This window comes from Chryseobacterium sp. 2987 (assembly GCF_031456375.1).
GTDB classification, from domain to species: Bacteria; Bacteroidota; Bacteroidia; order Flavobacteriales; family Weeksellaceae; genus Chryseobacterium; species Chryseobacterium vaccae.
On record NZ_JAVDUN010000003.1, the window covers coordinates 586005 to 604070 of the forward strand.

The 18066-nt window shown below is 37.2% G+C and carries 17 protein-coding genes; 12 read left to right on the forward strand and 5 right to left on the reverse strand.

Features of this window, described 5'->3' with window-relative positions; translation table 11 throughout:
* Window positions 1–346: 346 nt before the first annotated feature.
* From J2Y40_RS12300 to J2Y40_RS12335, 8 genes are all read left to right on the forward strand, one after another.
* Window positions 347–1051, forward strand: coding sequence for a WG repeat-containing protein (locus tag J2Y40_RS12300; protein WP_231128691.1), 705 nt, complete (start codon window positions 347–349; stop codon window positions 1049–1051).
* A gap of 291 nt (window positions 1052–1342) precedes the next feature.
* Window positions 1343–3481 carry a TonB-dependent receptor gene (locus J2Y40_RS12305; protein ID WP_153396312.1) on the forward strand — a complete coding sequence of 713 codons (2139 nt, stop codon included), beginning with the start codon at window positions 1343–1345 and terminating at the stop codon, window positions 3479–3481.
* A 138-nt stretch (window positions 3482–3619) separates the two neighbouring features.
* A complete protein-coding gene (locus tag J2Y40_RS12310) occupies window positions 3620–4372 on the forward strand; it encodes a hypothetical protein (protein ID WP_153396310.1) in 753 nt (250 codons plus the stop codon).
* Window positions 4360–4902: an acyl-CoA thioesterase gene (locus tag J2Y40_RS12315; protein WP_062698653.1), complete on the forward strand. Its 543-nt coding sequence runs from the start codon at window positions 4360–4362 to the stop codon at window positions 4900–4902. The genes J2Y40_RS12310 and J2Y40_RS12315 overlap by 13 nt, the downstream gene beginning before the upstream one ends.
* Before the next feature lie 126 nt (window positions 4903–5028).
* Entirely contained in the window at window positions 5029–5958 is a 930-nt protein-coding gene (locus J2Y40_RS12320) for a 2-hydroxyacid dehydrogenase (protein WP_153396308.1), read from the forward strand.
* Window positions 5959–6095: 137 nt separating this feature from the next.
* Window positions 6096–7358, forward strand: a complete 1263-nt coding sequence (locus J2Y40_RS12325; protein ID WP_153396306.1) for a serine hydrolase — start codon at window positions 6096–6098, stop codon at window positions 7356–7358.
* A gap of 25 nt (window positions 7359–7383) precedes the next feature.
* Entirely contained in the window at window positions 7384–9138 is a 1755-nt protein-coding gene (locus J2Y40_RS12330; RefSeq protein ID WP_309999204.1) for an Ig-like domain-containing protein, read from the forward strand.
* A gap of 4 nt (window positions 9139–9142) precedes the next feature.
* On the forward strand, window positions 9143–9601 hold the full coding sequence (locus J2Y40_RS12335) for a heme-binding domain-containing protein (RefSeq protein WP_153396302.1): 459 nt from the start codon (window positions 9143–9145) through the stop codon (window positions 9599–9601).
* Between the two features lie 96 nt (window positions 9602–9697).
* Here the strand turns inward: J2Y40_RS12335 and J2Y40_RS12340 are convergent, their stop codons facing one another.
* The 5 genes from J2Y40_RS12340 to J2Y40_RS12360 form a co-directional block, all read right to left on the reverse strand.
* The gene (locus J2Y40_RS12340; RefSeq protein ID WP_153396300.1) at window positions 9698–10210 is read right to left on the reverse strand and encodes an NUDIX domain-containing protein; all 513 of its coding nucleotides are present in this window, start codon (window positions 10208–10210) and stop codon (window positions 9698–9700) included.
* Window positions 10211–10252: 42 nt separating this feature from the next.
* Window positions 10253–11167 carry a site-specific tyrosine recombinase XerD gene (gene xerD / locus J2Y40_RS12345; RefSeq protein WP_153396298.1) on the reverse strand — a complete coding sequence of 305 codons (915 nt, stop codon included), beginning with the start codon at window positions 11165–11167 and terminating at the stop codon, window positions 10253–10255.
* A 6-nt stretch (window positions 11168–11173) separates the two neighbouring features.
* The gene (locus J2Y40_RS12350; RefSeq protein WP_062698645.1) at window positions 11174–11596 is read right to left on the reverse strand and encodes a dCMP deaminase family protein; all 423 of its coding nucleotides are present in this window, start codon (window positions 11594–11596) and stop codon (window positions 11174–11176) included.
* Window positions 11597–11639: 43 nt separating this feature from the next.
* Window positions 11640–12407: an enoyl-CoA hydratase/isomerase family protein gene (locus J2Y40_RS12355; protein ID WP_153396296.1), complete on the reverse strand. Its 768-nt coding sequence runs from the start codon at window positions 12405–12407 to the stop codon at window positions 11640–11642.
* Window positions 12408–12511: 104 nt separating this feature from the next.
* Window positions 12512–13999, reverse strand: coding sequence for a catalase (locus tag J2Y40_RS12360; RefSeq protein ID WP_153396294.1), 1488 nt, complete (start codon window positions 13997–13999; stop codon window positions 12512–12514).
* Between the two features lie 132 nt (window positions 14000–14131).
* On the opposite strand from J2Y40_RS12360, the gene J2Y40_RS12365 reads away from it, so the two are divergent.
* The 4 genes from J2Y40_RS12365 (at window position 14132) to J2Y40_RS12380 (ending at window position 17960) form a co-directional block, all read left to right on the forward strand.
* A complete protein-coding gene (locus J2Y40_RS12365; RefSeq protein WP_045501350.1) occupies window positions 14132–15082 on the forward strand; it encodes a LysR substrate-binding domain-containing protein in 951 nt (316 codons plus the stop codon).
* Window positions 15083–15315: 233 nt separating this feature from the next.
* Entirely contained in the window at window positions 15316–16596 is a 1281-nt protein-coding gene (metK, locus tag J2Y40_RS12370) for a methionine adenosyltransferase (protein WP_309999209.1), read from the forward strand.
* Window positions 16597–16680: 84 nt separating this feature from the next.
* The gene (locus tag J2Y40_RS12375) at window positions 16681–17172 is read left to right on the forward strand and encodes a hypothetical protein (protein ID WP_153396290.1); all 492 of its coding nucleotides are present in this window, start codon (window positions 16681–16683) and stop codon (window positions 17170–17172) included.
* Window positions 17173–17369: 197 nt separating this feature from the next.
* Window positions 17370–17960: an RNA polymerase sigma factor gene (locus J2Y40_RS12380; RefSeq protein ID WP_153396288.1), complete on the forward strand. Its 591-nt coding sequence runs from the start codon at window positions 17370–17372 to the stop codon at window positions 17958–17960.
* Window positions 17961–18066: the final 106 nt, after the last annotated feature.

Sequence of the window (18066 nt, forward strand, 5' to 3'; positions counted from 1 at the left end):
GTGTCTTAAAAAAGCAGCTGTTGATGCTGTCTTTCTTCTTTACCGGCTGGGTTTATAACATTTTGATCTTTTTCGCATTCCAAGTCGCGATATTAACCGGTATAAAAGCTAGTGTAACCTACACTTTTTCTAAAAGTTTTAAAATTATTAAACAATTCAAAATGTTCCCCAAAATTACGAAATTTTACTATTTTATAAGAATGAAATTATTTAGATTCTTTATAAATATGAATTTGATAATTTCTATTTTTGGCCGTAATTTTGCAGGCAAATGATGAATATGAAAAATATCCTTAATTTTTTGTGCATTTTTATTTCGATTTTCATTTTTTCGCAGACTAAATCTGTGAAAAAAATACCGGTTAAGAATGTAGGGAAAGTAGCCGCAAAAAAGAGTCCTGCAGAACCTAAAACTAATCCGGATCTTGTGGTGATCAAGCAGGATCTCCCGGTTCTCATTCCAAAGAAAAAAGACGGAAAATTCGGGTATGTTAATCAGAACGGAAAATTTATCATCCAGCCGGAATACCATATTGCTGTATTCTTTTATGAAGACTGTAATCTTCTGAATTCTCCGAATGTAAAAGTTAGAAAATTTGGTACAAAAAATTATGCTACAGTAGAAAAAGATATGATTTCCTATCGTGTAGACAAGACAGGAAAAAGAGTATATCAGTTCAAAGAAGCAGATCTCGGAAAATGCAAATTCGAAGAATATAAACAGCAGCTTTATCAGGCCTATGTACTGAACGGTTTTTACGGAATCATCGAAAAGGCAACATTTATGAACCCTATGGATTACAAGCAGTTTCAGATTTACCCCCAATATCAGTATTTATTCATCATGGAAGGGGATGATGTTTCTGATCCTATGATTGTGGCGTCCCATAATGACAGGTTCGGGGTGATTGATGTTCATAATAAAGTTATCATCCCTTTTGAATATTCCAATATCAAAAGGAACTTTAGCTGGAAGCTCGGAAAAATGTTTGAAGTAACTAAAGACGGAACCAATTATTACTATGTGGACGCAGATAATAAAACCTATTAGAACTTTCTCTATAATAGTTTTACTTTTATGAAATAACTGTTGGTTATCTGATATATAGTGTTTTCTGTTATTCCGTTTATTTTTTGTAATTTCGCGGCTGAAATAAAGGGGTGCTGTAACAAGCTGAGATTATACCCAATGAACCTGGAACGGATAATGCTGTTTAGGGAAATTAAAAATGAGCAATAGGTAATGGATAATGAGAAATTCTCAACATATTACTTATTATCAATTACTCATTATTCATCATAATCCGCCCCTTTTATTCATTAAATTTTAAAGATTTATAGAATGAAAGGATTATTTTTTTTAGGGCTTACCGTAGGCTCTGCCGCTTTTATCCAGGCACAGAATAAAGATTCTCTGAAAACCAGGGAAATTGAGGCCGTTAATTTTACCAAAAGACTTCCCGTTGCCAAAGAAATCATCAATGTTCAGAAAGATGTTGACAGCCGAAATTTAGGGCAGGATCTTCCGATTCTTTTAAAAAATCAGACTTCTGTGATCTCTACCTCCGATGCCGGAAATGGTGTTGGTTATACCGGATTCAGAATCCGTGGAGTTGCAGGAAGAGGGATCAATGTGATGATGAACGGTGTTCCGTATAATGATTCTGAAAGTCAGGGGACTTTCTTTGTCAATGTTCCGGATCTTACGAGTTCCGCTTCACAAATTGTTATCCAAAGAGGAGTAGGGACCTCCAATAACGGAGTTTCCGCGTTTGGGGCAAGCATTAATGTGATTTCAAAAGAACCGGATGAGAAAATGTACTTCAAAACGGATGACAGTTATGGTTCTTTCAATACTTACAAATATTCAGCAGAGTTAGGTTCCGGAAAATTCTGGAAAGACAGGCTGTCTGTAATGGGAAGGTATACAAAAATTCATTCTGACGGTTATATTGACCGGGCTTCATCCAATCTGGATTCTTATAACTTTACCGCATTATTTGAAGAGGGTAAAACAAGGCTTCGCCTGATGGCTTTTGGGGGTAAAGAAAAAACATATCAGGCATGGAACGGTATTGACCGGGAAACCTGGGAAACTAATCCTAAGTTCAATTATTCGGGGCAGTATACCGATTTGTTTACGGGAGAAGAGAAGTTTTATGATAATGAAACGGATAACTACAGACAAAATCATTACCAGTTACTTTGGGAGCAGAAATTCAGTGATCGCTGGAATTTAGAAACAACTCTGCATTATACCAAAGGAAGAGGGTATTATGAAAATTATAAAAGGGTAGATGAAACGGATGATGAGGGAACGCATTACCAAGATTATAACCTTGCGGTTCCGATCGTAAATGGTTCCCCGGTTGAGGTAACAGATTTTATCAGAAAGAAATGGCTGGACAATGACTTTTATGGAATGGTTTCCACCCTTTACGGAAAACTGGAGAATGTAGACCTGAATTTCGGAGTGGTGGCCAACCAGTATTACGGAAGGCATTTCGGGAACGTGACCGGAGTTTATTTTCCTCAGATTAATGAATATGAATACTACAGAAACCGTTCCGTAAAAAGCGAACTGGCAGGTTTTGCAAAAGCTTTATGGAGAACGGGAGATCGTTTTGAGTTCTTTGGAGATCTTCAGCTCAGAAATATCGATTATAATACAAAGATTATTACAGCAGGAGATGGAGAAGGCGGAAATCTTGATAAAAACTGGCTGTTCTTTAATCCGAAAGCCGGAGTGAATTATAAAATCGGAAATGGGAAAGTCTTCCTTTCCTATGCCCATGCCCACCGTGAGCCTAACAGAGACGATCTGATGAGCGATAACAATGTGAAGGCTGAAAAGCTGCACGATTTTGAGGCGGGAATTGAAAAACAGTTCGGCATCGTATCATTTACCGCGAATTTATACTATATGTACTATGTTAACCAGTTGGTTTTGAATGGGGAACTGAATAATGTGGGCGCGTTCATCAGAACCAATTCAGGGAAAAGTTACAGAAGAGGAATTGAGATCGGAGCGTTGGCAAAACTTTCGAAGCAGTGGGAAGTATCCGGAAACCTGAGTTTAAGCCAGAACAGAAATGAGGATTTCAATATCAAGAACAAAGGAAATTTAGTTAATTTGGGAAATACCCAGATATCATTCTCTCCGGATATTATTGCTAATCTAGGGTTGAAGTTCAACCCTTCAAAGAGTTTCCAGTTTGCTTTAATGAACCAATATGTGGGGAAGCAGTATCTGGATAACACAGAAGATAAAAATTTACAGTTAAAAGATTATTTCCTTACTGATTTTAATGCTCAGTACCAGTTTAAAATCGCTAATAACGATATGGCACTGAAATTACTGGTAAACAATCTGTTCAATAAAAAGTATGTTAACAACGGAGCTGTTTATGAAGGATCTCCTTATTATTTTTCGCAGGCAGGAACTAATTTTATGTTCGGGATCAGCTGGAAAATTCAATAATAGAGAAATTAAAGTGTGAAAGAGGTTTTAATCCTTTCGTTTTAATACACAATCATCAAAAGACTGCTTAGGTGGTCTTTTTTCATATTGAAGGAAATGTCTTCAAAAGTCATGAAAAAGTTATAAATTTGCTGCCAAATGAATATTTCTGCATACATTTTAGAATATCTGAAACAATTTGGTACTGTGACGGTTCCGGGTTTCGGTGTGTTTTCGCTTAAAAATTCGAAAGCAATCATTAATTCTGAAAACGGAAGCATTCTTCCGCCTGCAAGCGAGATTGTCTTTGCAGTGGATTATGAGGTGGTATCTGATGAGCTGGCTGCTTTTATTGCGTCACAAAAACAGATGTCTCTTGAAGCTTCCAAAAGTGACCTGAAGATCCAGACCGATTTCTGGAAGAAAAAACTGCAGGCTGAACAGGTTCTGGAAATTCAGAATCTGGGAACCGTAATAATTGAAGAAGGAGATACCCATTTTAAAGGGAAAAGAATAGAATCCGGTCATCCCGACTTTTACGGGTTGGAAGAAATCAGAATTTCCGATATCAACAATGGTGAAAAAGTCCGCATTACAGAAAACCGGGAGAAAGATTATAAATTAAAAAAATCCATTCTTTGGACCTTCCTTTTTGCAGTTCCGGTTGCAGGTATCGTATACTATGCATTTACTCAGAGAGAATTGCTTTTCGGAAAGAAATCCTTTGATACTGTCTCTGTACAGACATCAACACACAGGATTGTTCCCAAAGACACCACGAAAGACCCTGTACAAAAACCAGTCCCTGCAGTGTCTGATTCTCTGAAGAAAGATTCACTGATAAAACCAGCCGGGCAACAAGTAAAATCAGCTCCGGCAGTTCCAAACAACACTAAGAAATGGCAAAAGTAAAAAAAGCGTCAGAATCCCTGACCATTATGACCAATATCGTTCTTCCGAACGAAACCAACTCTCTCAGAAACCTTTTTGGTGGTGAACTTTTAGCAAAAATGGACCGTTGTGCGTCTATTTCCGCGGCAAGACACTGTGAAAGAAGAGTAGTAACGGCTTCGGTAAACCACGTTTCCTTCAATCATCCTATTCCCGAAGGTGGAGTAGTCGTGCTTGAGTCAAAAGTTTCAAGAGCATTCTCTACCTCTATGGAAGTGTACGTGGATGTTTGGCTGGATGATCCGATCAACCAGAAAAAAATCCATACTAATGAAGGAATATATACGTTCGTTGCTGTAGATGAATTCAACCGTCCTATTCCTATTCCGGATATGATCCCGGAAACAGAAGAGGAAAAATTGAGACATGCTGCCGCTTTCAGAAGAAAAGAGCTTTCATTGATTCTTTCCGGGAGAATGAAACCTTTGGAATCCGTAGAGCTTAAAAAACTTTTCCAGGAACCTCAGGAACCTAAAAAAGATAAAAAATAGAAAATATAGACACTCATAACACAATGTTCGGCATAAATTTTCACAAATGATTTGTGCCGGATAAAATGAAAAAAATGCAGTGGATATTTTGGTAAAACTAAATTAGTGTTATTTGTGTTTTTTAATATGAAAATTCTTCTTTTAGATAAAAACCATCCCCTTATCACCAAACAGCTTCTTGCTAAAAACTTTGTGCTGGAAGAAGATTTTACATCCTCTTATGATGAGGTTTGTGATAAAATTGAACAGTACGACGGAGTGATCATCAGAAGCCGCATTCCTTTAGATGAAAATTTTCTTGAGAAAGGTAAAAATCTGAAATTCATTGCAAGAGTAGGAGCAGGTATGGAAAATATCGATATTCCTGCAGCGGAGAAACTTGGTATTCAGCTGATCAATTCACCGGAAGGAAACAGGGATTCTGTGGCAGAGCATGTCGTAGGAATGTTGTTGATTCTGATGAACCGTCTGTTTATTGCCTCACAGGAAGTAAAAAACGGAATCTGGAAGCGTGAAGAGAACAGAGGAGACGAACTGCTTGGGAAAACCGTAGGCCTTATAGGATACGGAAATATGGGAAAAGCTACCGCAAAAAGACTTTCCGGATTCGGGTGTAAAGTAATTTTTCATGATATTCTTCCTGGGCTTTCCGATGAATTTGCACAACAGGTCAGTCTGGAAGAGCTGAAGCAGTCAGCAGAAGTGGTAAGCCTTCACATTCCATTGACTTCCGAAACCCATTATTTTGTTGATCAAAAGTTTATTTCAGAGATGAAAAATGACTTTTATTTCGTGAATACAGCGAGAGGGAAAAACGTAGAAACTAAAAGTCTAGTTGAGGGATTGAAATCCGGAAAAATAAAAGGAGCTTGTCTTGATGTTCTGGAATACGAAAAATCATCTTTCGAACATCTGGAAACTGAAAATGAAGACCTCAAATACCTTCTTGGATCTGAAAAAGCTATCGTTACTCCTCATATTGCAGGCTGGACCCACCAAAGTAAGGAAAAGCTGGCACAGTTTATTGTGGATAAGATTGTGTCCTCCTATTGTTAGTGAAAACAAAAGAGTGTGGCCTGATTTTATGTTTTTGGCTTTTTATTCTGTGACAATGTTAAATAATTCATAATATCCCTTTCATATCCAATATTTTTTTTACAGTTTTATTAAATTGCCGCTCATTTTTGAACCACATGAAGACGCGCAATTGTATACTTATTTTAATTGTTTTTTTATCCCTGTTTTCCTGCAATAAAAAATCTGAATCCAAAGAGATTTCAGCAGTAAGCACAACCAATCTTCCGAACTATGGAAATGTAGATCTGGATAACGTTTTTACGGAGGCGGACGGACAGCTTTCAGATAAACAATCATTGGTTGGGTATATTGACCAGTATTATAAAAAGATCTGGGAGGGAAGTGATTTGAGCGGTGGAATTCTGGTAGCAAAAGGAGATGAGATCTTGTATGAAAATTACAGAGGTTTCGGAAGAGAAGGAAACCAGATGCCGATTGATAAGAATACACCCCTGCACGTAGCATCTGTTTCAAAAACACTTACGGCTATGGCGATGATGAAACTGGTAGAAGCCGGGAAAATTAAGCTTTCAGATCATCTTACCCAATATTTTCCAGGTTTTCCTTATCCTAATGTAACTGTACAGACATTGCTGGACCAAAGAAGCGGTCTTCCGAAATACGAATATTTTATTACAAAAATACAGCCGGCTCCTGCTGAACTTTCAAAAACATTTCTTACCAATCAGGATATTCTGGATATGATTATCAAATACAAACCTGATATGGCAAGAGATACAGATACCGGCTTTATGTACTGTAATACCAACTTTGCCATGCTGGCCCTGCTCATTGAGAAAGTAACAAAAACTCCTTTCCCGCAGGCGATGAAAGAAATGGTCTTTACTCCTTTAAAAATGAATAACAGCTTCATCTTTCAGGAAAAAGACATTCCTACCGCTTCACAGTCTTTCTATTACGGAGCAAACAGGCTTTATCCTTTAGACCGTCTGGATCTTATTTATGGAGATAAGAATGTGTATACCACGCCAAGAGATCTTTATAACTTTTCAAAAGCTATGTATTCAAAAGATTTCCTGAAACCGGAACTGATGCAGATGATCTTTACACCTTACAGCAATGAAAAAGCCGGAATGAATAATTACGGTCTTGGTTTCAGAATGAAGATTTTCGATAATGGTGAAAAGTTAACCTATCACAATGGTTGGTGGCACGGTACCAATTCCGTTTTTGCCCATTTGTTAAAATCAAAAGTGACCATTGTGGCGATAGGAAACAAATATTCAAACAAAGTATATACAGCTCTTGCACTGTCAGGATTATTTGAAGATTTCCCGGTTCAGAAAGACAAACTTCACAGCGTGATGAATGATAATAAAGATACTTTAGAAGCAGGACATGAAGTTTATGGAGAATAATGTTTAATTTTGCTTAAATATATTCATGAAAAGACTTCTTTTTTTATTCGTCATCTGTATTCTTGCATTCTCCTGTGCAAGAGTAGGTTCCCCTGTAGGAGGTCCGAAAGATACCCTGGCTCCGAAATTTTTAAGCTCAAATATTGATACCACCAGAGTTAATGTAAAAAGAGATATCCGGGAGCTTCGGCTGGATTTTGATGAATATATAAGTCTTAAGGATATTAATAAAAACCTGATCATTTCCCCGCCGATCAAAAATATAAAAAGAATCCTTCCGTCCAATATTGCAAACAAATTTATATTGATTCAATGGGAAGATACTTTGCAGGCCAATACAACGTATAACTTCAATTTCGGAAACTCTATTACGGATAATAATGAAGCCAACATTCTGCGTTATTTTAATTTTGCATTCTCCACAGGGGAGAAGCTGGATGATCTGTATGTGAGTGGGGTAATTAGTGATGCCACAGCCATCAAAAAGAAAACAGAAACCAACGAAAATAAGCTTGTTGTTGGCCTTTATCAGGTAAAAGATACCATCAATTACAGACAAAAGCCTTATTATATAACAAAAGTTGATGACGACGGATATTATGAGCTCAACTATCTTTCGCCGGGAAAATATAAAATCATTGCTTTTGATGATGAAAACGGGAATTCTGTTTACGATCCTGGAAAAGAGAAAATAGGATTTCAGAAAGAACCTATTGATGTTGAGAAATCGATTTCAGGTCTCAATATGAAAATTTATCCTTCCAAAAAGCCACTGAAATATCAGGAAATGAAAGAAATTCCGGGAGGGATCTTAATGACTTTCACTGGAAATCCTGATGAAGTAAAAGTTCTTTCCGTTAATGAAAAACTTCAAGATATTAAAGTTACGCATCGCCCTAAGTCTGATTCTGTCAGAATCTGGTTTGATGCTGAGAAAAATGGACTAGGGCAGACCGGAACAGACAATCTTAAATTCAGCTATGATATAGGCGTTAAACAAGATACAGTTTCTGTATTTTATAAATACAATAAAAAGAATGCGATGGATCTTGATAACGGAGGTGCTTCTCTGGCCCCGAATTCAGATTTCATTGTCAGATCGGCTTATATTATTGATAAGATCAACCCTGAAAAATGGAGCCTGAAAAAAGACAGCATTACCACTCAGGAGTTCACTGCAAAAATATCGGAAACCAACCCATATGAGATTCATATTCAATCAGATTTTGTGAGCGGGAAAAAATACCAGCTTATCATTCCGAAAGAGACAGTATCATCTTTCTATGCTAAAAATACACAGTCTAAAGGTTTCGATTTTGAAGTGGGTAAAGTTGAAGATTTTGGAAGCCTTGAATTTACGCTCACTAATGCACCAACAACCAATTACTGGATCCAGCTTTTGGATTCCTCCGAAAAGGTAATTTATTCAAAATATACAACGGGAGATAAGATCAAATTTGATATTCTGAAACCCGACGAGTATATCGTAAGGATCCTGGTAGACAATAATGGAAATAAATACTGGGATGAAGCCGATTTTACCACGGAAACTTTTGCTGAAGATTCTTATATTTTCTACAAGAAAGCAGTCGTAAGAGCATTGTGGGAAACCAGAGAAGACTGGGATCTGAAAGACACAAGGACCTTGGATAACCCAAAAGGAAATACTCCTGCGCAGAATGCTGTACCTTCTTCAACAGAAACACCTAAAGAAACTATACAGAAAGAAGTGAATAAAGAATTGAAATCGGAAAATGCGGTGCTGACACCAGTAAAATAAAGAAATGAAGACGGCAAAGAAAGTTATATTCTGGATACTGGTTGTTTTTGCAATGGTTCAGTTTATTCCGGTAGATAAGGTAAACAAACCCGTAGATGCTGCCGTGAATTTTGTAGATGCTAAAAAGGCACCGGAGAAAATCAAAACTTTGATAAAAGGAGCCTGCTATGACTGTCATTCCAATGAAACAGTTTATCCCAAATATGCTTACATTGCTCCGGTTTCATGGTCGGTAAAAAGCCATATCAATGAAGGCAGGGAACATCTTAATTTCTCTGTCTGGGATACTTATAATAAAGATCTGAAAGAAAATATGCTCAATAAATCTATTCAGACCATTCAGAGTAAAACAATGCCAATGCCGGGCTATATTGTCTATCACAAAGAAGCTAACCTTTCAGAAGCAGAAAGAACACTGCTTATCAACTATTTTGAGGAAATGCTGAAATCAAAAACCTATTGATTTACCATTTATTTTCTGAAAAATACCAACTATTTTTGACCACATTACCCATAATAAAATCCCCTAAGATTTTCTAAGGGGATATATAGTATAAAATTACTTCTTTAAATAATCTTCAAAAAATCTCTTCTGAGAATCAAAAGCAATATCATCAAGATTCAGTTGATTCAAAGGAATCCAGATAGCTTCTGAGATTTCTGACAGTTCGAGATTAACCTCAAACTTCTCAGCAACATTATATTCATAAAAGAGATCAATCGTATTGTAATCAATTTCTTTGTATTGATATACATTAGGAAGGCTGGTGATATACTTTAAATTTGAAATATCTACATCAAGCTGCAGCTCTTCGAAAAGTTCTCTCCGGCAGGTTTCTTCCGCACTTTCTTTCGGATCTACAAAACCTCCGGCGAGGTCAAGTTTTCCTTTTTTAGGGTCCCTGTTTCTCCGGGTAAGATAAATTTCGTCTCCACATCGAATGACGACGGCTACGGCACCTGCAACATTGTTGTAGAGGGTGAAACTACATTCGGGACAGCTCCATTTCTTTTCGCCGTCCCAATGCAGACTTTCTCTGCCGCAATTTGGGCAGTATTTCAATAATTTCATCTGTTTATAATTGTTTTTTCAAAGAGCAGATGGAACTTCATTTTATTGAGTAATATTAATATTTCTCGGGTGATAACTCAGGATAACATCCCGTAGTTCTTCCGTTTTCAAATGGGTATAGATCTCCGTAGTGGTAATACTGGAATGTCCCAGCATTTCCTGAATATAACGAAGGTCTGCACCGTTCTGAAGCAGGTGTGTGGCAAAAGAATGTCTGAAGGTATGCGGAGATATTTTCTTGCTTACCCCGGCTTTATCTGTAAGTTCCTTGATGATCAGAAATACGATCACCCTGGACATAGAGGTTCCACGGCTGTTCAGAAACAGCGTGTCTTCATACTTTTTGTTGATCTTGCTTTTTGAACGGACCTCTTTAATATAGGTCTCCAGAAGTTCAGCAGTATAGTCAGCTAAAGGAACAAAACGGGTTTTATTCCCTTTTCCGTTTACTTTGATATACTGTTCTTTGAAGTTGATATTCGATATTTTAAGATCGATGAGTTCAGAAACACGGAGCCCGCATCCATAAAGTACCTCTATGATGCAGTGATTTCTCTTTCCTAGTTCTGTATTTATCTCAATAGCTGCAATGATCTTATTGATGTCCTGCAGGCTTAAGGTATCCGGTAAATACAAACCCAGTTTAGGACCTTCAAGAAGTGCCGCAGGATTATCTTCTCTGAACTCATCTTCAAGCAAGAACTTAAAGAAAGCTTTTATAGAAGAGATCCATCTGGCTTGAGATCTTTCACTGAATTTTTGTTTGGAAAGATTGAAAATATACTCCTGTAAATTTTCGTAACCTATAGAGTCTGGACCGACGTTTGCCAGATCCTCTATGGCGTAATCTTTTAATTTTTTGATGTCTCGAATATAGGCGTCGAGCGTGTTTTCTGAAAAATTTCTTTCGAAACGAAGAAATATTTCAAAATCTTTGATCTTTTCATCCCAAGTCATTTGTGCTTATTTTTTTAGTTCACAGTCCGATATTTGTTCTATTTCAATGTTATGGTTTCTTAAGAACGATATCCCGTCGTCGTCCGAATACTCATTAATATACACAAGTCTTGTAATTCCTGCCTGCAGAATCAATTTGCTGCATTCTTTGCACGGCGAAAGTGTTAAATATAACGTCGCACCATGAGCAGACTGAGTGGAAGCGGCCAGCTTTAATATGGCATTGGCTTCCGCATGAAGTACATACCAGTGTGTTTTCCCCTCTTCATCTTCACAGCAGTTTTCAAACCCCGAAGGAGTTCCGTTGTAACCATCTGAAATAATCATCCTATCTTTTACGATAAGAGCTCCTACCTGTTTTCTCTTACAGTAGGATAGTTTTGCCCATTCCTGGGCCATTTTTAGATAAGCTTTGTCAAACTTATTCATACCGCAGCATTAGTTTTTTCGAAATAATTTGGATTAAAAATCTTTAGAAGTTAGGCTTTCTTTTCTCAAGGAAAGCGGTAACTCCTTCTTTCTTATCTGCCATATCAAAAAGTTCTCCGAAAGACTGAATCTCTGTTTCAAAACCTTTATCCGTGTCAGATAAGTTTACGGCCTGGATGGCCTTGGATATTGCCATTGGTGAGTTGTTGGCAATGATTCCTGCTAATTCTTTTGTTTTGGTTAATAATTCTTCAATAGGGTATACTTCATTCACCAGTCCGATCTCTTTTGCTTTCTGAGCAGGGATCATTTTGGCTGAAAAGATCATTTCGTTGGCAATACCTTTTCCTACAAGCTTCGGGAGCCTTTGAGTCCCTCCGTAACCCGGAATCAATCCTAAAGTTACTTCTGGAAGCCCTAGTCTGGCATTTTCCGATGCATATCTGATATGGCACGCCATAGCAAGCTCTAAACCTCCCCCTAATGCAAAGCCGTTGACAGCTGCAATTACAGGCTTAGACATATTTTCAATCTTGTTAAACAGGATAGTTTGCCCATTTCTGGCCAGTTCTTCGGCTTTTTCCTGTCCAAAATCACTGAATTCCTTAATGTCAGCTCCGGCAACAAATGATTTCTCTCCGCTTCCTGTCAGAATAATTACTCTACAGGAATTATCTGCGTTAAGTTCGTCCATTGCTGAACTGATTTCCTGAATCGTTTTTGCGTTTAAAGCATTTAAACTTTCAGGTCTGTTGATGGTAATGACAGCTAGTTTGTCCTCTTTTTTTAATAATATATTATCGTAACTCATTTTCCACTTTGAAATATTATTTTCTGCAAATTATGAATTTTTTACAAAAAAAAGGAAAAAATGTTAGTTTTTTTTCCTTTTAATTGATTTATCTTTCAAAATACTCACTTTGAGTGATTCATCATATTTGCATCAATATTAATGTTTAACTGTGATGCCACTTTCATGCCAAGTTCAATATTTGTCCTGAAAAAGTGACATAACTGGCGGTTGATGATTTCATCTCTCTTAGGGCCGTCTATAGCCTTCATGCTTCCTACGATATTGCTGATCAGATGTTCCCTGTCTTCAGCATTCATGGCTTTAGTATACAGAAGTCCGGGCTGGGTATAATGATCATCATCATTTTCATTTCGATTGTAGTAGGCTACATGGGCGCTATCCAATTCATATTCATAGTTTTTGTAAGCCGGATCCGGTTTAATGTCATCAAAACTATTTGGGTGATAATTCGGTTTATCCTGATAGTAGCTTGAATCTGCCATAAACCCATCTCTTTGGTAATTGTTTACAGCAAAAGGACAGCGGTTTACTTCCAGTTGATGAGCGTTTACTCCAACTCTGTATCTGTGGGCGTCAGGATAAGAGAATAATCTTCCCTGAAGCATTTTATCCGGTGAAAAACTGATTCCATCAATCAGGCTGCTTGGAGAAAAGGTAGACTGTTCTACATGGGCAAAATAATTGACAGGAACTTCATTCAGCTCCATTTCTCCTACTTCAATCAACGGGAAATCATCATGTGACCATACTTTGGTAACGTCGAAAGGATTCCATCTGAAATCTTTAGCCTGTTCTTCCGTCATTACCTGAATGTATAAAGTCCATTTAGGAAAATCTCCGTTTTCAATAGCATTGCAAAGATCTTCCTGGGCAAAATCCGGATTTTCTCCTGCCATTTTTACCGCTTCAGCATCCGTAAAGTTTTTGATGCCCTGCTTGGTTTTAAAATGGAATTTCACCCATGTTCTTTCGTTTTGACTGTTAATCATCGAAAAAGTATGCGATCCAAATCCATGCATATGTCTGTAGCCATGAGGTGTTCCTCTGTCTGACATTAAAATAAGAACCTGGTGCAGAGATTCTGGGTTAAGGCTCCAGAAATCCCACATCATCGTGGCGCTTTTCAGATTGGTTTTAGGAACTCTTTTCTGAGTATGGATAAAATCCGGAAATTTTTTAGCATCCTTGATGAAAAATACCGGCGTATTGTTTCCTACAAGATCCCAGTTCCCGTCTTCAGTGTAAAATTTTAGGGCAAATCCTCTGGGATCTCTTGCCGTATCTGCGCTTCCTTTTTCACCTCCAACTGTCGAAAAGCGGGCAAACATTCTGCATGAATTTCCTACTTTTGAAAATAATTTAGCTCGGGTATACTGGCTTATATCGTGTGTTACGGTGAATGTTCCGTAGGCTCCGCTTCCTTTGGCGTGTACAATTCTTTCAGGGATTCTTTCCCTAACGAAATGTGCAAGATTTTCCTGAAGGATGAAATCCTGAAGAAGTACAGGTCCTCTTGGACCTACCGTCTGGGAGTCCTGATGTTCGAAATAAGGAGCGCCATTGCTTAGCGTTAATTTTTTAGAATCCATATAGTTATGATTTGTATGATTGTTTTCCCTTGTATGCTGTCATATACAGACGTATTAAATATCAAATTTACTTGAATTTTTGATTGCTGATTGCAAAAACATCATATCTTTGTAATAGATAATATTAATCAGATGAACATTCAGCAATTGGAGTATCTTATCGCGGTAGATAAGTATAAACATTTTGGTAAAGCAGCTCAAGCCTGCTTTATTACGCAGCCAACACTAAGTGCAATGATACAAAAATTTGAAGATGAACTGGATGTAAAAGTTTTCGACAGAACCACTCACCCGATCCGTACTACTGATGTAGGGCTTCAGATCATTGATCAGGCAAAGGTAATAATAGAATCTGTCAATGAACTAAAAAATAAGGCTAATCTTTTAAATAATATTCTGGGTGGAACCATCAATTTAGGGATCATTCCTACCGTTTCTTCTTTCATTCTGCCAACTGAGATTTTTAAATTTCTTGAGGCGAATCCAAAGATCCAGATGAATGTAAAGGAAATGACTACAGATAATATTATCAAAGCTCTTAAAGCCGGTGAACTGGATGCGGGAATTATCTCTACTCCTTATGATACGGCTGATGAGTTTTACCAGGACTTCCTGTTCAATGAAGAACTGATGATCTACAGCTCTAATACGGAAGCCAACAAGAAAAATTCATATATTATTCCGGAAGAACTGAATGTGGAAAAAGTATGGCTTCTTGAAGAAGGAAACTGCCTTAGAAATCAGTTTGAAAATATCTGCCATCTGAAAGAAAATACATTAAAGCCTAAGAACTTAGATTTCCTGGCTTCCAACATCCAGACTCTTGTTCATATGGTAGATAAGGTGGGAGGAATCAGCATACTGCCTGAATTGGCATTGAGCCAGCTCTCTGAAGAACAGAAGAAAAATGTTTTCAGATTCAAAAAACCTTTCCCGTACAGAGAGATCAGCATTATTTATTATAAGCCTACTTTCAAGCAGAAAATCATTGATGAATTATCGCATTCCATTAAAAATTCATTGGAGTTAAAGTTGAATTATCATGAAAGTCCCAAGGAATTTGTGAGCATCAAGCCACAGTAATCGGGGAGACTTAAAATGATATAAGTCAGTAATTTCAATAAAAATATAATTAGTAAACAAAATTTTTGAGTATTAAAAAAATAGTACTTAAATTTGCAGACGTTTATGAACGAGGAAAAATTTGACCTGATTGCAACCTCTATAAAAAAATGCTAAAACAGTATTTCTTTTTCCGGGCAATTTATTCTTAATTTTCTTCCTCTATTTTTTAATCTAAAAAAACAAAGAATAATATGTCTTATTTATTTACGTCTGAATCAGTTTCAGAAGGACATCCGGATAAAATCGCCGATCAGATCTCCGATGCTTTAATCGATCATTTTCTGGCTTATGACAAAGACTCTAAAGTAGCCTGTGAAACATTGGTAACTACGGGGCAGGTTGTTTTGGCCGGAGAAGTAAAATCTGATGCCTATCTTGATGTACAGACCATCGCAAGAGATGTGATCAACGGAATAGGGTATACCAAAGGAGAATATATGTTTAACGGAGATTCGTGCGGGGTTATTTCTGCCATTCACGAACAGTCTCCGGATATCAACCAAGGAGTTGACAGAGCAGTAAACGATGAGTCTTTCGAAGCAAAAGCTAACGCACAGGGAGCTGGAGACCAGGGGATGATGTTCGGATATGCAACCAATGAAACGGCTAATTATATGCCGCTTGCATTGGATCTTGCTCATACTATCCTTAAAGAACTTTCTGCAGTAAGAAGAGAGGGTAAAGAAATTGCTTACCTTAGACCAGATGCAAAAAGCCAGGTAACAATTGAGTATTCTGATGACCACAAGCCGGTAAGAATTGACTCTATCGTAGTATCTACCCAGCATGATGATTTCGGAACAGAAGAGGAAATGCTGAACAAAATTCGTGAAGATATCAAGAATATTCTTATTCCAAGAGTGGTGGCACAACAGTCTGATGATATCAAAGCTTTATTTAATGACGAGATCAAATATCATATCAACCCAACGGGTAAGTTTGTAATCGGAGGTCCTCACGGAGATACAGGTCTTACAGGAAGAAAAATCATCGTTGATACTTACGGAGGAAAAGGAGCTCACGGTGGTGGTGCTTTCTCTGGAAAAGATCCTTCAAAAGTGGACAGAAGTGCAGCATACGCTACCAGACACATTGCAAAAAACCTTGTGGCAGCAGGGATCGCTGATGAAGTTTTGGTACAGGTTTCTTATGCAATTGGGGTAGCTGAGCCTTGTGGTTTATATATCAATACATATGGAACCGCAAAAGTAGATCTTCACGATGGTGATATTGCTAAAAAAGTATCTTCTATTTTTGATTTAAGACCTTATGCTATTGAGCAGCATCTGAAATTAAGAAACCCAATCTATCAGGAAACAGCTTCTTACGGGCATATGGGGAAAGAACATTATGTAGCTGACAAAACGTTCAACAAAGGCCAGAAAAATGAGATTACCCTGAAAGATCTTGAATTCTTTACATGGGAAAAATTAGATAAAGTAGATGAGATTAAAGCCGCTTTCGGAATTTAATTTTCTCTTCATATAGAATAAATAGACTGCTTTATCTTCGGGTAAGGCAGTTTTTTTTAATTTTACATTATAAATAAATTAAAGATGATGAGTTTTAGAACGGCGGTTACCCTACTTTCAATATTTTTCCTGAGCATAGCGGCCAAAGCACAGTACACGATGCATAAGATGGTCAGTGTAGGATATACATACCAGAACCAGAGTTTTGGAGACGTGGGCGGGAAACTGCTTTTCCTGAAGAATGATGATGTGATTTACAGGCTTGGAGCATCAGCTATGATGGGTTCTACAAATTCAAAATTTGCTATCATGCCGAAACTTCAGGCAGATGTTCTTCTTAATTTCGAAAAAAACGTAGATTTTTATCATTCTTATTATTTTCTGGTAGGTGCAGAAGGAACGAATAAATATGTTGCTCCCAAAGTGGGCGTTACACTTTTTGGGATGCTGGATCTTACCGGAGGGTATGCTTTTCCGATTGGAGATACCAGATTAAACGGAAAAGAGATGAAAGGACTAAATATTAATTTTACATTAAATGTCCCTACTGTCTTTATTCACGATATGTTTAAGTGATTTTTTTTAAATTTTTTTGGAAAAAATTAATAATAGGTTAACAGTTATTAAAAAATTATTATATTTACACCATATAATAATTGTACCGCCTATTGATTTTACTTTACTCTAAAAAACTGTTTTGTATTTACGGCTAGAGCCAGATGAAATATCTGGAGAATTGCTGGTCTGCAAATATTTTATTATTGAGAAGAGTTATGAAATCAAAAACGGACAGCTTACTAATTTCCCTTTACCAGAAAGGAGACGAGGAGGCCTTATCAACCCTTATCCATCGTCATCAGAGAGAACTGTTTACATTCATTTTTTACAAAATTAATGATGAAGATCTGGCCAATGATGTTTTTCAGGACACATTCATGAAGATTATCGTGATGTTGAAAGAAGGACGTTACAACGAAGAAGGAAAATTCATTCTTTGGGCAAAGCGGATCGCACACAACCTTATTATTGATCATTTCAGAGTGAAAGCAAAAAACGTCAAAGTTTCAGAAACAACTTTTGAAACCGATGAGTATTCTATTTTTGATCTGATCAGAGAACCTTCGGAAAATATTGAAGATCAATTGGTTACTCTTCAGATTCAGGAGGATTTACTGAGAATGCTTCAGTTTTTACCACAAAATCAGCAGGAAGTGATCAAATTAAGATTTTTTGACGGGTTAAGCTTCAAAGAAATCGCTGATCATACCAATATGAGTATTAATACCACCTTGGGCAGAGTGCGGTATGCACTGATTAACCTGAGAAAAATCATGGATGAAAATAATATTGTATTGACACGATAGGATAATATTTTTAAAAATTTCACGTTTAAAGGAAAACATTCTTCGCCTATGAAAAAAAATGATTCCTTAAAAGTGAAAACTTTGAAACCTAAGAAACAAACAATTG